Raw genomic sequence first — 14,589 nt, 5'->3', positions numbered from 1 at the left:
GCGGGATTTGGGGGCTACTCCTACTAGTCGTGTTCATACGGCTGCTGTGTTGTATATTTAGCGCATGGGCCGGCGGGCCCGGGCTCGCTCCCGCTATCCCGCCCACGGCCGCCCGTTGGTTGGAGCGGCCGACTACGGCAACCGTTGTCCGGTTCGGCGGTTGGGCAGTGCTCGTCGCGACGCTCGCCCTCTTCGTGGGGGTTGCGGCGCCGCGTTTGAGTGCAGACGCACTGGTGGGGCTGATTGTCGGTGGCATCGTGGCACCCATTCTCGTTGGGAGGATCTGGGCTCGTCTGAATTCGCGTGAGAGTGCTGGATAGCCCGAAGTTCCTGCCCACGGATCGAAGTCATTGACCTGAACGGCGCCGATCACCTAGCAACCTCTCTGGATCCCATCGAGGCACGCAACAACCACCATCTGCTGTGCTCCCAACTACAAGGCGGACCGCAACGCAACTTCAACCGGCGGAACGACCGCTGAACGGGGAGCCACTCTCACGCTTCAGCCGCAGCAGCCAGATGAGCCCATATAGAACCCCAGCGACTTCACCGGCGACCCGCAGTTGGCAGGTCCAGCGGGGGTTGGATCGACGGGACGACGAGCGCGGCGATGCCGCGCACGAAGGCCTTCCCCATGTCGAAGACGTCGAAGTAGTCGCGCCACACGGTGATGCGGCCCGATCGGACTTCGAATCGCCCACAGACCCAGAACTGGGCGCGCAACTTCCCGATTCGCAGTTCGTCGACCCGTTCGGTCAGTACGACAGCGCCATTGGTGGCGCTGTTGACGACCTTGACACCGAACCCCATGACGGGCCGCCCCAGTTGTCTCAGCACAAAGGTGGTCTGGCGTCGGCCATGTGCGGCGGGGAACCCGACGTTCGTGTAGACGATGTGCTCGTCGACGAGGTCGAGAGCCGCCCGGATGTCGCCCGCGGACAGTCGGTCCAGGAAGTGGTGGACCAACTCTTCGGGATACATCAGCTTCGCCCGCTCCGACAGGTGCGTCGCATCCACGGGGCCGCTCATCGCGCCGCGGCCCGCAGCTTGCGCCACTGGGCGGCGACGAGATATTTCACGAGCAGGGCGTAGTTGCGCATCTTTTCCATGAGAGGTTCCTTGACTAGGTGGATTCGTGCACGTCGTCGATCAGCGATCCCATTGCACGGCAAGCTCGTTGGGTCCCCGGAGCGCGACACCGACCTGGCTGGTGACCTTCGCCCCGTCCGCAGCACCCTCCCGGAGCCGAAGACCCGGTAGACGCTCGAGCAGTGCGATCAGGGCGGTCTCCAGCTCGGCCATGGCCAGCCAGTTCCCGGCGCAGCTGTGTGGCCCCTGCCCGAAGGCGAGCATGGTCTGCTTGCGACGGGTGACGTCGAACCGGTGCGGATCCGGGAAGGCAGAGGGGTCGCGAAGGGCGGCGTTGATCGAGAAGATCATCGGGGTCAGTGCCGGGATGTCGATCCCATTCCACGTCGTGGCCTCGGGGCACGCTCGGGGCAGCAGTCCGACGGGCGGTTCCCAGCGCAGGCCCTCCCAGACGGCCCACATCGCGTGCTCCTTCAGGTCCGAGCGCAGGATCCCGAGCTGGTCGGGGTGCGTGAGCAGCGCGGAGAGGGTGTTCCCGAGGGCGAGCATGGTGGTGTCGGCGCCCGCGGGGAAGAGCAGACGCAGGAAGGACAGGACCTCCTCGTCGTCGAGGATTTCTCCCTCGAGGTCCTCGGTCACCAGGGTCGAGATCAGGTCGTCGCCGGGGTTTCGCCTGCGCTCGGCGATGATCGGGGTGAGAAAGTCGGTGAACTCCTGGGACGCACGCATCGCGGCCTCGGGGTCGAGCGGGAAGTAGAACAGGTCGTGCGCCCAGCGGTGCACCACCGATTCGTCCTCGACGGGCAGGCCCATGAGCCGGCTGATCAACAGGACCGGGTACCGGGTCGTGAACTCGGCGACCAGGTCCGCGGTCCCGCGGTCGGCGAATCTGTCGATCAGCTCGTGCGCGAGGGGCTCCAGCAGCGGGGTGATGTAGTCGGCGACCTGCTTGCGGCGGAACGGCGGCGAGACCAGGGCGCGGTTCTTGCGGTGCTCGTCGCCTGCCATGCACTGGAGGGTCTTGCCCAGCACCGGCCCGGTGGTCATCGGGTAGATCGCCGATGCGGGGAAGGTGGCCTCATCCTTGAAGGCCGCGGCCACGAGGTCGTTGGTCAGCAACAGCACCGCGCGGACCCCCGCGAACGGGACGACGGCGTAGGGCTTCGACGCGCGGAGTTCCGCGAGGACCGCGTGAATGGTGGGGTGATCTTCGAAGGCGAAGTCCACCCCCTCGATGTCGAAACTGTCGAGAACGGATGGTGCGGTCACCGGCACTCCTCAGGCTGATGCGAATATCAGGATGCGAATATTCGTATGATGCGATACGCTTATTTGTATTGCGCCCGACAGTAGGAGCTTTGATGGCCGATGACAAGAGCGGAGCCACCAGCCCGTCTCCGCCCACCGACCGAGTCGTGTCGATAGTCGAGATGCTCGCCTCGCTCGACGCACCGGCGAGGTCCGCCGATCTGGCGGACGCGCTCGGCCTGAGCCGGTCGACCGTCGGGTCGATCCTGAGCGCGCTCCGTGAACGCGGATGGGTGCGCCGACTGCCGGACCTGAGTTACGCCCTCGGCCCGGCACTTGCCTACGTCGCGGAGAAGGCGCGGGACTCGCTCCCCGTCCCCGATGGACTGACCGGAGCCATCGAGGCCCTCGCCACCCGGGTCGGTTGCGGCGCAGCCCTGAGCCTCGTCGAAGACGGCAGGCTGATCTTCGTCGCAATGACCGAGGGCCTCGGCCATATCCCCGCAGGCATCGAGGTGGGCCTGCGGCTGCCCATGCAGGCCCCCGGCGGCGCTGCGGTCGTGGCCTTCTCGGATCACGCGCTGCAACGACGGTGGCTCGACACGGTGCCGGTCGATCGCAGGGATCAGCTCGCGGGCTCCCTGGCTCAGATCGCGGCGGACGGCGTCGGGGTGTGGGGTGCCGATGCCGCCGACATCGATCGAATCGACATACTGGCGCAGGTGGTTTCGCACCTCTCGGCAGATCCTGCGAGCCAGCGCCTACGAGACAGCGTCCAGGCGATCATCACCGAGACCAGCGGGCACCTGTACGACAGCGCCACGCTCACCTCCGACCGCGCCCTGCCCATCAGCTATCTGTCCGCCCCCGTCTTCGACGGGGCCGGAGAACCGATGTGGGAGCTTCAGATCGGACCGCTCAGGTCGGCGGTCACACGCAGCGAGCGCGAGCACTATGTTCGTGAAATAATCCACACCGCAAAAGAACTCAGCGCCATCATGACATGAACGGGTCCATGAACCCGCACGGCTGACGCATCATCGTTCGATCATCGCGATTGTCGGCGCGGCCGCCGTCCGCGGTCCTGCGTACGCACGATCGCGGCGGCGGTGGCGGCGATCGTCCGTTCGCTGTCGTCGGCCAGCCGCGCCAAGGCCTCCCGTGCAGCCGTGCCGGGAATCTCCGCAAGGGCCTGCGTGATTCGCAACCGCGTAGGCGCGTCGTCCGCGTTGTCGAGCTTGTCCTGCAGGACCCCGACGACGTCATCGGCCGCAGGCAAGACCTCCGCCAGCAGGCCAAGAACCTCCGCCGCCTCGACATCACTGCGCCCCGTGACGACCATGTCGAGGAGGGCCGGAATCGAGTCGGCGCTGCCCCGCGAGCCGAGAGCGAGGGCCGCCCGCCCGCGGACCGTGGCGTCGGAATCATCGAGGGCTCGCCTCAGAAACGCAGTTGCCTCCGCGGTGTGCACTGCCGTTATCGCGGCGGTGGCACGACGTCGGACGTCGACCTCCTCCGAGTCGAGACCGGCTGCCAGATCCGCGAGTCCCCGACCGGCGGCCCTCGCCAGCGACCAACGCAGCGCCCCGGCCACATTGGGGTCGTCCTCGGACAAGGCTGCCTCGACCAGCGCTTCGACGGGCAACGACGCATCCCCGTCCGGCGACAGGACCGCTTGTTGACGGTGGGCAGCGGACTCCGATTCCAGCGCGCGCAACAGAGTGACCATGCGCAGGACGTCCTCCCACTCCGCTGGGGCGGCAGCGTCAACGCGCTCGAGCTTCGCGAGCAGTTCCTCCTCGGCAGCGATCCGCTGGCGCGTGTGCCGGATGAGGTCTCCCACCAGATCGGCAGGCGCGAAATCGGGCTCGTCCAGTGCGCGCCTGGCCTCGTCCAACGACAATCCCAGTGTCCTCAGGCTCTCGACATGGAAGAGCCGCCGGATGTCGTCGGCGGAGTACTCGCGGTAGCCGCCGGACGTGCGGCCCGTCGGCTTCACCAGCCCCAGCGTGTCGTAGTGACGCAGCATCCGCGTACTGACGCCGGAACGCCGCGAGACCTCCCCGATCAACATCCCATCTCCTCCCCTACGTATCCGGACCGGTGACCGCGACGCGCTTCGCCATCTCGAGCGAGACGGCGAACCCGCTGTCAGGGTCGTGACAGAGCTGCTGAGTGGCCTCCGCATGCGCACGAATGCGCGGATCGGAACTCGTCACGGCTGCGTCGAGGACCGGTAGGACCGCGTCCCCGAGTCCCACCAGCGCACGGCTCAGGCTGAGCTGTGTCTCGCGGTCACCCCGCCCGAGTTCGGTCACGAGATCGGCCGCGAGCGAGGCCTCGTCGCCGGACGGCACGAGCGCCACGGCCGCCCGCCACGCGCTGCGTGCGACATCGTCGTGCTCGTCGTGCAGCAGTGCCGACACCGCGGGCCAGGCGAGCCGATCCCCGATCTTGGACAGCGTGTGCAGCGCCTGACTGCGGGCCTGCGCGGTGTCGGACCCGAGTTCGTGGATCAGCCGCGGCACCGTGATCTCGGCGGGTAAGCGGCACAGCGCCCAGGTCAGCATGTCCCGGACGAAGAAGTCCGGCTCGACGGCGCACCGGGCGACAAGAGCCTCCGCGAGACGGGGGTCAGGGCGCGTGCCCGCGGAGAGCGCCGCCCGCAGCCGACCCGATGGGTCGGCCGCGGCCAGGGCGTCGACGAGGTGGGCATTCGGCCCACCGTGGTTGGTTGTGTTCACGACAACCACCTCCTTCGTCGACCATTCGAGTCCTTGACACTGTGTCAGGGTCAAGACTCGATGTCAGGGAGCGGTGGCGCCGCATTCACCACACGTGGGCGACAGCACCTCGATGGGCGGCTGCCCCGCACCGGCTTGCGACCGCACAGGGAGCAGCGGCGGCCACGGCCAATGCTGGCCGAGGCGGCCCCGTGCGCGCAGGAAACCGAGGCCGAGCACGAGCCCGAAGATCAGGTGCCCGATCAGCGACAGCGTGATCGTCGTCGGCGTGAGCGGAAACATGTCGTGCTGACCGTTCGGCGACAGCGCAACCGTTCCGATGAGCCCGGACCACACAGGGAACACCGCAAAGGCGACGAACGCGAGCAGAACCGTGCGGCGTGACCGATGCTGGAGCCCGAGGGCGAGGGCGATGAGGAAGAAGGCGATTCCGATTCCGCCGCCGTCGCCGAGGTAGCGCCACAGGTAACCGACGATCGCGCCGGTCCTGGTGTCGGTTCCCGAGTGGAGCCATGTACCCATCTTCGGAATGAAATCGCCCCAGAGGTCGAGCATGTACACGGTGTCGAGACGGAAGACGTCGTAGACCAGACACGCGAACATTCCCCAGCCGAGGCCGTGGAGGACGATGCGGTCGATCGGGTGCGGAGCGAACACGCACAAAACGATGAGGGTGGCCGCGAGCGGAATGATCACCAGGGCACCGGTGGCACTCATCGGCACGAGGCCGAACACCTGCGCCGAGATCGCGAGCAGCGGGAGGGAGGCCAGCAGCAGGTACATGCCTATCCGGACGAAGGCCCAGTGGTGACGGACCGCCTCCCGGACGGATTCGACAGCGGGCAGGGCTGCGCCCGGCGGCCCGTGTTCGTGCACGACGGGGGTGGTGGTTCCGAGGATGCGGGGCATGGCGACGGGTTCCTTTCGGTCGGGGCCTCTCTCAACGAGTGGTCGGTTTCCGAGATCCAGCGTCCGTCGAACACCCGGCATGCGAACAGTGCCCCGAGGGGTGGTGATAGCCACCCCTTCGTTGACCCGGCGGGTGTGTGACTGCCACATCGGCTACGCGCCTGCCGAGCAGCTTCCGTTGTACGACGTCTTCGCGGGCGTTGTGCCGGAACGGATCCCGTCGGAGCCGGTGTGGCTACCGTTCCCCGCGCGGCGATAGGACAACGTGGAACTCGTCCGATCTGCGTCCCACGGCAGCTTCCTTAATTGCGTTGCAGCGGGAGGCCCGGCTCCGTACGTTCTGTCGCATGCATTGCCTCCATTTCATCCGCATCCGCCACGGCCGGGCTCTGGCCCGCTAGCGGACTCCCGGTCGCGCTGGCGCGCCCAGGGCCCTTCGAGACACATTTCACTCGAGGACCCGGAAGGGCAGCAGCTGTGGCGTCACAGTCATTCGCACACGGAAACTACTCACACACACAGAAGAAGGCTCGGAGCACGGGCGGTCGCACGCCGAGAGACCGAGCCAGGCGGGAGCTCTCGCAGAACTTTCTGACCGACCGGCACGCCGTCGACCTGGTGGTCAAGGCGGCCCGACCGGCCGGACTCGTCTTTGAACCCGGATCCGGCAAGGGCGCGCTCACCGTCGCCCTTGCCGGCACCGGAGCCGAGGTCGTCGGCTACGAGATCGACCCGCTACTGGCCGTCACGCTCAAGGCCAGGACCGGGCTCAAGGTCGTCACGGGCGACTTCACCGCCGCCCGGCCTCCCCGCGAGCCGTTCGCGGTGGTCGGCAACATCCCGTTCTCGATCACGTCGAAAATCGTCGACTGGTGCCTGCAAGCCCCGACGCTGACCTCGGCGACGCTGGTCACGCAAGTGGAGTACGCACGCAAGCGGTCCGGCGACTACGGCCGCTGGAGCCTGGTCACGGTGCAGAGCTGGCCATGGTTCACCTGGGAGTTGCTCGGACGGATCGGCAGGGAGAGCTTCCGACCGGTGCCGTCGGTCGACTCGGCGATCCTCCGAATCGAGCGACGGCCGGAGCCACTGGTGGCCGAGGGCCCCGCCTTCCGGGACATGGTGGAGCTGGGCTTCTCGGGCATCGGCGGCTCGTTGCACGCGTCGTTGTCCACGCGATACCCCGGGGTGGACGACGCCTTCGCACAGGCGGGGATCGCCAACGACACCGTGGTGGCGTTCGTCCAGCCCGACCAATGGATCGCGTTGGCTGACCTGTTGCTCGGCTGAGCGGGCACACCCGGGCATCGAGCCCAAGGGATGCCCGGGTGTTCCGCTCGCTCGAGAAGGGGCCACCGCCCAGATCGGCGGCACTGAGAGCGCGACTATCGTCCGGCGCTGCGGGCGGCCAGGCGCTGCCGCCACTGCTCCATGGCCTGCCGGAGGGCCTCGCTCACAAGGAGAGTCAATTCGGCGGAGGCTTCGAAGCGGGCGCCCGCCGGGGTTGTGGGCCCGAGGATCTCGGCCGCGCGCTGCGATGCGGCCGCAAGGGCGATGCTCATCTGCACAGCTGCGAGGAGGTTCCTGAGCCCGATCTCGTCGTCGATGACGTAGCGTTCGCGACGCCCACCGGGAACCAGTTCACGCCTGAGCATTCCCTGCTGTTCGAGGAATGCGACGGCGTGTGAGACGGACGCGGGGCTGACGCGAAGCCGCTGGACCAGGTCAGCGGCGGTGAGAGCACCGGAGTCGGTGATCTGCAGGCAGGCCAGCACCCTGGCCTCCATCCGGGGCAGCCCCTGTTGAATCAGGAGTTCAGTAAAGGATTCTGCGACTTCCTGGACCGCCTGGGGGTCGCGCCCATGGCCGCTGTCGGAGATCGGCGGCGCCGGCGGCTGAGCCTGCTTGTGCCTGCGCGCACGCTGGCGTGTGGCCTTGTGTGCCCGGTCCGCCCGGTAATCGTCGGGTCCGCCGTTGCGGGTGACCTCCCGCATGATGGTCGAGGCGGGTCGCTCCAGACGCCTGCCGATTTCCGCGTATCCGAGCCCCTTGGCCAGCCCCGCAGCGATGTGCTGACGGTCCTCATTGGTGAGTCTGCCTCCGGGCATCGGTGCCGGTCTCCTCTGTGTCGACATGCGCTGAGCGCGGCGCCCGCACCCGCCGCCCAGTATGCATTCACCCGCAACCCATTGCAATGCCTCACGCGAAGCATCCTTTGCATTCACCTTCACACTCATTGCAAATGCTGCCAAAAGTCGGTCTCTAACTGTGCAAATATGATCAAGATGGTTGTTGACCGATCCGTAAACGCAATGTACGGTCTCAGTTGTTCAGAGATTCCCGAACATCGATCGGCCGCCGGTGGCGCCGCAGGAGGATGAGAAGAATGGCTGCTTCGAACTCGACGACTTCGAACTGGACCGGCATGGTTCCCGTCGATGACACGGCACTGGCCGTGACCGACACCGGCGGCCCCGGCCGTCCCATCGTCTATCTGAACGGCGCCTACGCCGACCAGTCGCACTGGCGGCACGTGATTGCCGACCTCGGCCCCGGCTACCGGCACATCACCTTCGACGAGCGGGCCCGTGGCAAGTCGAAGCAGTCGGCGGACTACTCCTTCGAGGGGTGCATTCGGGATGTCGACGCGATCCTCGCGGCGCGCGGGGTGGAGCGACCGATTCTGGTGGGCTGGTCCTACGGTGCGACACTGGCCGCGCACTGGGCCGAACGCAATCCCGACTGCGCCGCTGGCGTGGTGTGCGTGGACGGCGCCATGCCCTACGGCCTGACCGGCGAGGAAGGCCAGGAGCGGATCCGAAAGCTGTTCCGCAGGATGCGGTTCTTCCTGCCGCTGGCGCGACCGTTCGGCATGGCCGCGCGGATGACCGCCGACCAGCACGCCGAGGTCAACATCGAGATCAACGAGATCGTCGATGCCATCGCGCCGGTCCTCGATCGCGTGACCTGCCCGGTGCGGTACGTGCTGGCAACGGGTTCCAACTTCGGCGGAGGCGAGGAGGAGATGGAAGCGGTGCGGGCCTCACTCGATCCCGTGCTCGACCGGAACCCGAACATCCAGGTCAGCGCGAAGGTCGCGAGCAACCACTCCCACATTCTTCGAAAGGACTTCCGGGCCGTCGCCGAAGCCGCCCGTGCGACGGCAGCGGACCAGGCGGGTTCGTCGATCCGATAACGAACAGGCTCAACGCCTTCCACCCTCCATGCATTCGAACACACTTCGCCACAACAGATTTGAAGGAGCACACAACCATGTCCATCACCCTCACCGACCAGGACAAGACCACCCTGCGGACCGCCGCCTACGGCGCCGTCTCGCTGCTGGCCGCCGCCGGTCGCTCGCCCCACAAGATCGCCACCAACGGCACCATCGCCCTGTCCTCCGCCACCGGCCTTGTCGGGCGCGTGCTCGCGGAGAAGTCAACGATCAAGGACCTGAACGGAAAGTCCGTCGCCGAACTCGCCGACCACGTGCTGCCTGCCCTTACCGCATCCATGGGCCTGCTCGAGAAGCAGGCTCCGGCAGAGGCAGAGAACTTCCGCAGCACCATCATCGTCACCATCGAGGCCGCCCAGATCCATCAGGGCGAGCCCAGCCCCACCATGACCGAGATGGCCCGCAAGATCACCGGAGCCCTCGACGCCGCCTGATCGGATGCAGACCCACGCAGCCACAGCGTGTCACGGGGTCCCGTTCCGGACCCCGTGGCGCGGCAGCGGGCTGATCGGAGGGAGGCAGCGCCGCGGCCGGCAACAGCAGCAGCATCACCGAGCTCTCAGCGTGGTCGGCCGAGCTCAGCTCAGCGCCCGGAGACTCTCCAACCTGCTCAGGATCGGTGCCCGCCACGTCTCGAGATCCTCCGGACCGTTCTCAGCCCACAACTCGTACAGCTCCGAGGTGTCGCCGTCGGCGATCGCGCGTTCGAGAGTGGCGAGGATCCATCCGCGCTGCTCGGGGGCCAACGACCCGGTGTACGCGGCGGCGTCGATGCCCTCGAGCTGCGGGGACGCCTGCCGAAGTCCGTGGGCCACCGCGACAACCTCCGCGAGGGCGATGGCCGCCTGCGCGTCGTCCACCTCGAGGTATCCCTCGTCGACGTGCCCGCTGAAGTCTTCGATCTCGAAGTCACCTGCCCGCAGTGCCGCGAGCAGGTCGCCCGCTCCGTCGTTCTCGAACGGTCCCGAACCCCACGTCCCCACGCCTCGCGCCTCCTGATCCGCGGACCGCTCGGTCCGTCGCGCCGACCCTACGATCAGCCACCGACAGCCCGCACGTGACCCCCTCCCTGACGAAGAGGCGCGGCGGTTGGTCGGGATTCTCATAACCTTCTTAGAGGACCACCGGAAATCGCTCTTGGACGCCCGCCCACCAGGGAATTCGCCTTTCGCCGTGCAGCTTCCGCCTGCAGTTCGGTCGGCTGACCTCGCCCGGCCGGCACTTGTCCGACCTCCACAACCACAGACCTTGCGTACGGTGAGCTTCGCAGTACCGAGCAGGTCGAGGACCGGGTGGGAGCGGTTGCCTCGACATGCGCAGGGCATATCGGACTCGGCGTTCGGTGAGCCTGCTCGGTGCACCACCAGGGGGGAGCGCAGAAGGTGTTCGCTACGTGGGGACAGATCGCCTACCGCCTGCGGTTCACCGTGATCGGGCTGATGGTCGGGCTGATGCTCGCCGTCGGGGCATATGGCCTCGGAGTCGAGAAGCAGCTCAGTCAGAGCGGATTGGTCGACCCGGGATCGGAGTCCGTGTCCGCCGCAGAGTTGGCCGACGGCACCTTCGGTCGCGACACCCGCGCCGACGTGGTGCTCCTCTACACCGCGCCCGAGGGCAAAACTGTCGACGACCCGGCGTTCGGCGCCAGGATCACCAGGAGCCTCGACGACCTCGCGGCGAACAACCCGGACGAGATCCTCAAGGTCAACGCCAGCTACTGGTCCACCAAGTTCACCGTGATGACGGACCCCGCCAAGGCACACGCCATCGCCAGCGTTGCGATCAAGGGCGACAACGACACCGAGGTCGCCGCGAACTTCAAGAAGGTCCGCGACGAGTTCTACATCGACGGCATCGATGTCCAGCTCACCGGGCTGCAGCCGGTCACCGGCACGATCAGCGACACTATGGCCGACGACCTGCATCGGATGGAGATCCTGGCCATCCCGGCCGTCGGCGTCCTGCTGTTCTTCATCTTCGGCGGCGTCGTCGCCGCGGCGCTGCCGCTCGTCGTCGGCGGCCTGACCATCATCGCCGCCAACGGTGTCGTCAAGGCACTGGCCCAACTCACCGAGGTGAACGGGTTCGTCCTGTCGGTGGTCTCGCTGATCGGCCTCGGCCTGGCGATCGACTACGGCCTGTTCATGGTGAGCCGCTTCCGCGAGGAGATCGCCGAGGGCTACGACACCGGCGATGCCGTGCGGCGCACTGTGATGACCGCAGGCCGGACCATCGTCTTCTCCGCGACGATGATCGTCGCCAGTCTCGGCGGCCTGCTGATCTTCCCCCAGGGCTTCCTCAAATCCATGGCATACGGCGCCATCGCGGCCGTCATCCTGGCCGCACTGATCTCGATAACGCTGCTGCCTGCGATCCTGGGGACCCTCGGCCGCCGTGTCGATGCGCTCGGACTCAAGTCGATTCGCCGGACCAAGACCACCGACGAGATCGAGAACAGCGCCTGGGGCCGGCTGACCCAGTGGGTCATGAAGCGCCCGCTGAAGGTCGCGATCCCCATCGTGATCGGACTACTACTGCTCACCATTCCGATCTCGGGGATCAAGCTGGGTGGGATCAACGAGACCTACCTGCCCCCGGACAACCCGACCCGGGTCGCGCAAGAACAGTTCGACGAGTTGTTCCCGAGCTTCCGCACCGAGCCGATCAAGCTGGTGATCGACGGCGCGCAGGGGGCGCAGATCACCCAGATCCTCAAGGCGGCCAACGCCGCTCCGGGTCTGATCGAGAAGTTCTCGGTGAACAACCCGACCAAGGACGGGGTGACGGTCTTCAAGGCGGGCTTGGTCGACCGCAACGACTCCGAGGCGACGATCGACTATCTCCGGGCGATGGACGGGCCCGACGGGGTCACCGTGCTCGTCGGCGGGACGCCCGCGATCGAGCAGGACTCGATCGCCGCGCTGCTCGAGAACCTGCCGCTGATGATCGCCATGGTGGTGCTGCTCACCACGCTGCTGATGTTCCTGGCCTTCGGATCGCTGGTGCTGCCGATCAAGGCCGTGCTGATGACCGCGCTCGGGCTCGGCGCCACCCTCGGCATCCTGACGTGGATCTTCATCGACGGCAGCGGTGCCAGTTTCATGAACTTCTCTCCCGGCCCGATCATGTCGCCGGTCCTGGTGCTGATCATGGCGATCGTCTACGGCCTGTCCACCGACTACGAGGTGTTCCTGCTGTCCCGGATGGTGGAGGCGAGGGCACAGGGCGCGAGCACCACCGAGGCGGTTCGGGTCGGCACCGCGCACACCGGACGCATCATCACCGCGGCGGCGCTGATCCTGATCGTCGTCACCGGTGTGTTCGCGTTCTCCGAACTGGTGATGATGAAGTACATCGCCTACGGCATGATCGCCGCGCTGATCATCGACGCCACCCTGATCCGGATGTTCCTGGTGCCGGCGACCATGAAGCTGCTCGGTGAGGATTGTTGGTGGGCGCCCGCCGGGATGAAGCGCATACAGGAGAAGCTGGGCCTGGGCGAGCCGGTCCTCCCGGACGAGCGGATGCCATCCGACATCCCGGATCTCACCGCACCGTACGACCCGATGCCGGCACCGGAAGTCGGCCAGGAAACCGCACCCCCACCGAAGAACGTTGGTGGCGAACCGAATCCGTCCGTCTCACCCGATGCCGAGGCCGGCCGACATCGGATTTCGGACGACACACCGACGTTCGGTGTCGGTGCGGAATCGACGACGGCAATTGCAGGGGGTGTGGTGCCGAGTTGACCGCGCTCAGCCCGCCGCAGCGCCGAACCACGTGGGCAGCTGACTGAGCAGATCCTGCTGATCCTCACCGACCCATGCGACGTGGCCGTCCGGCCGCAGCAATACGGCCGGGGCGTCCAGTTCCTCGCTGACGTCGGCCACATGATCGACGCGGTCCGCCCAGCCCGCCACCGACAGCCGGCCCGTCTGGTCGAGCAGTAGTCCGCGGCCGGCATGCATCAACCCGTAGAGGCGGCCTCGATTCTTCAGCCCCACGTCCCGCAGCCGCCTGCCGAGCAGTTCGTGCCCCTGGCCGAAGTCGTAGCGGACCCCGATCGCAGTGATCTTCTCGGTCAGGAACCGGTTCACCTCCTCGAGATCCATCAGTTCCGACAGCAGCAAGCGCACGGACCGGGGACCCGGCTCTGTGGACATCAGCTCGGACTGCACGCGGGTGTTGTTCAGCACGTCGGCTGCCACCGGGTGCCGTTCGGTGTTGTAGCTGTCCAACAGCCCCTCCGGTGCCCAGCGGTTGACCTCGGCTGCCAGTTTCCAGCCCAGATTGAACGCGTCCTGGACGCCGAGGTTGAGGCCCTGCCCGCCCAGCGGTGGGTGGACGTGCGCCGCATCGCCTGCCAGCAGCACCCGGTCGACCCGGTAGCGCTCGGCCAGCCGGGTGGCGTCGCCGAAGCGGGACAGCCAGCGCGGTGAGTGCACGCCGAAGTCGGTGCCGGCGAACACCCGCAACTGTTGCTTGAACTCCTCGAGGGTCGGCGGGACCGATCTGTCCTCGGCCACCCCCTCGGCGGGCACGACGACGCGGTACACCCCGTCCCCTGACGGTCCGGCGCCGAACCCCTTGTGGGTCTTGCGGACCTCAGTCACCACGGCGTCCAGCGTCTCCGGCGACGCGGCCACCTCCATCTCGCCCAGCAGCGACTCGACCCGGGTGGGCTCGCCGGGGAAGCCAACGCCGAGCAACTTGCGCACCGTGCTGCGGCCGCCGTCGCAGCCGACGAGGTAGCGCGAGCGCAGCTGCGTGCCGTCGGCCAGCAGGGCGGTCACCCCGTGGTCGTCCTGGCTCAGCCCGACCAGTTCGCAGCCACGCCGGATCGGGGCGCCGAGTTCGGTGGCGTGCTCGGTGAGCAGTCGCTCGGTGACCGGCTGCGGGATGCCGAGGATGTACGGGTGTGCGGTGTCCAGCCGGCCGGGCCGCGGCTTGGTGATGCCGGCAAAGAAGCCCCCGACCGGGTGCTGCTTGCCGAGCGCGAGGAACCGCTCCAGCAGACCGCGCTGGTCCATCACCTCGACGCTGCGCACGTGCAGGCCGAGCGACCGGACATGCCTGGTCGGCTCGGCCTCCTTCTCCAGTACGAGCACGTGCACGCCGTGCAGCCGCAACTCGCCTGCCAGCATCAAGCCGGTCGGTCCGCCACCGACAACGATCACGTCGATCATTCGAAACCCCCATTCGACAAGACCCCGCAAACTTTCGCGAATCCCTGATTTTCCGCAGGTCCTGGCCTACGGCTGGAGATTCTGCAGCACGACGGGGGCCTTGCCGCAAGACCCCCGTCGCGCTATATGTTGGAAGTGGCAGGGAGTGGTCGACCTCCCTGCCTTTGCTTTCGTC

Annotated in this window: 14 protein-coding genes; 6 read left to right on the top strand and 8 right to left on the bottom strand. The window is 67.2% G+C overall.

What is annotated here, in order from left to right; genetic code table 11:
- Positions 1-546: 546 nt before the first annotated feature.
- On the bottom strand, positions 547-1,017 hold the full coding sequence (locus ACWFRB_RS08350) for a limonene-1,2-epoxide hydrolase family protein (RefSeq protein ID WP_452640199.1): 471 nt from the start codon (positions 1,015-1,017) through the stop codon (positions 547-549).
- A gap of 132 nt (positions 1,018-1,149) precedes the next feature.
- A complete protein-coding gene (locus ACWFRB_RS08345; RefSeq protein WP_452640197.1) occupies positions 1,150-2,358 on the bottom strand; it encodes a cytochrome P450 in 1,209 nt (402 codons plus the stop codon).
- Positions 2,359-2,450: 92 nt separating this feature from the next.
- Here ACWFRB_RS08345 and ACWFRB_RS08340 point away from each other — a divergent pair, with 92 nt between their 5' ends.
- Entirely contained in the window at positions 2,451-3,344 is an 894-nt protein-coding gene (locus ACWFRB_RS08340; protein WP_452640196.1) for a helix-turn-helix domain-containing protein, read from the top strand.
- Between the two features lie 41 nt (positions 3,345-3,385).
- Here ACWFRB_RS08340 and ACWFRB_RS08335 read toward each other — a convergent pair whose 3' ends face one another.
- Genes ACWFRB_RS08335 through ACWFRB_RS08325 form a run of 3 tightly spaced genes read right to left on the bottom strand, consistent with a single transcriptional unit; the run spans position 3,386 to position 5,990 of the window.
- Positions 3,386-4,411, bottom strand: a complete 1,026-nt coding sequence (locus ACWFRB_RS08335) for a MerR family transcriptional regulator (protein ID WP_452640195.1) — start codon at positions 4,409-4,411, stop codon at positions 3,386-3,388.
- 13 nt (positions 4,412-4,424) lie between these two features.
- Positions 4,425-5,090 (bottom strand): HEAT repeat domain-containing protein, encoded by a 666-nt coding sequence (locus ACWFRB_RS08330; RefSeq protein WP_452640194.1) that lies wholly within the window; start codon positions 5,088-5,090, stop codon positions 4,425-4,427.
- A 54-nt stretch (positions 5,091-5,144) separates the two neighbouring features.
- A complete protein-coding gene (locus ACWFRB_RS08325; RefSeq protein WP_452640192.1) occupies positions 5,145-5,990 on the bottom strand; it encodes a hypothetical protein in 846 nt (281 codons plus the stop codon).
- A 79-nt stretch (positions 5,991-6,069) separates the two neighbouring features.
- Here ACWFRB_RS08325 and ACWFRB_RS08320 point away from each other — a divergent pair, with 79 nt between their 5' ends.
- Both ACWFRB_RS08320 and erm read left to right on the top strand, forming a co-directional pair.
- Positions 6,070-6,249 carry a hypothetical protein gene (locus ACWFRB_RS08320; RefSeq protein WP_452640191.1) on the top strand — a complete coding sequence of 60 codons (180 nt, stop codon included), beginning with the start codon at positions 6,070-6,072 and terminating at the stop codon, positions 6,247-6,249.
- A gap of 218 nt (positions 6,250-6,467) precedes the next feature.
- Positions 6,468-7,280, top strand: coding sequence for a 23S ribosomal RNA methyltransferase Erm (erm, locus tag ACWFRB_RS08315; RefSeq protein ID WP_452640189.1), 813 nt, complete (start codon positions 6,468-6,470; stop codon positions 7,278-7,280).
- A gap of 95 nt (positions 7,281-7,375) precedes the next feature.
- On the opposite strand, the gene ACWFRB_RS08310 is transcribed toward erm, so the two are convergent.
- A complete protein-coding gene (locus ACWFRB_RS08310; RefSeq protein ID WP_452640188.1) occupies positions 7,376-8,098 on the bottom strand; it encodes a helix-turn-helix domain-containing protein in 723 nt (240 codons plus the stop codon).
- Between the two features lie 278 nt (positions 8,099-8,376).
- Here ACWFRB_RS08310 and ACWFRB_RS08305 point away from each other — a divergent pair, with 278 nt between their 5' ends.
- Together ACWFRB_RS08305 and ACWFRB_RS08300 are read left to right on the top strand one after the other, a co-directional pair.
- On the top strand, positions 8,377-9,186 hold the full coding sequence (locus tag ACWFRB_RS08305) for an alpha/beta fold hydrolase (protein WP_452640186.1): 810 nt from the start codon (positions 8,377-8,379) through the stop codon (positions 9,184-9,186).
- A gap of 77 nt (positions 9,187-9,263) precedes the next feature.
- Positions 9,264-9,662: a hypothetical protein gene (locus tag ACWFRB_RS08300; RefSeq protein ID WP_452640184.1), complete on the top strand. Its 399-nt coding sequence runs from the start codon at positions 9,264-9,266 to the stop codon at positions 9,660-9,662.
- 144 nt (positions 9,663-9,806) lie between these two features.
- On the opposite strand, the gene ACWFRB_RS08295 is transcribed toward ACWFRB_RS08300, so the two are convergent.
- Positions 9,807-10,211 carry a DUF4259 domain-containing protein gene (locus tag ACWFRB_RS08295; protein WP_452640182.1) on the bottom strand — a complete coding sequence of 135 codons (405 nt, stop codon included), beginning with the start codon at positions 10,209-10,211 and terminating at the stop codon, positions 9,807-9,809.
- Positions 10,212-10,610: 399 nt separating this feature from the next.
- Here ACWFRB_RS08295 and ACWFRB_RS08290 point away from each other — a divergent pair, with 399 nt between their 5' ends.
- Complete coding sequence (locus ACWFRB_RS08290; RefSeq protein WP_452640179.1) at positions 10,611-12,977, top strand: MMPL family transporter; 2,367 nt, start codon at positions 10,611-10,613, stop codon at positions 12,975-12,977.
- A 6-nt stretch (positions 12,978-12,983) separates the two neighbouring features.
- Here ACWFRB_RS08290 and rox read toward each other — a convergent pair whose 3' ends face one another.
- On the bottom strand, positions 12,984-14,414 hold the full coding sequence (gene rox / locus ACWFRB_RS08285) for a rifampin monooxygenase (RefSeq protein ID WP_452640178.1): 1,431 nt from the start codon (positions 14,412-14,414) through the stop codon (positions 12,984-12,986).
- Positions 14,415-14,589: the final 175 nt, after the last annotated feature.

The sequence above is a fragment of the Rhodococcus sp. NPDC055112 genome (genome assembly GCF_053607505.1).
Note: the sequence above shows the minus strand (reverse complement) of the source record. Positions and strands in the feature narration are given on the sequence as shown.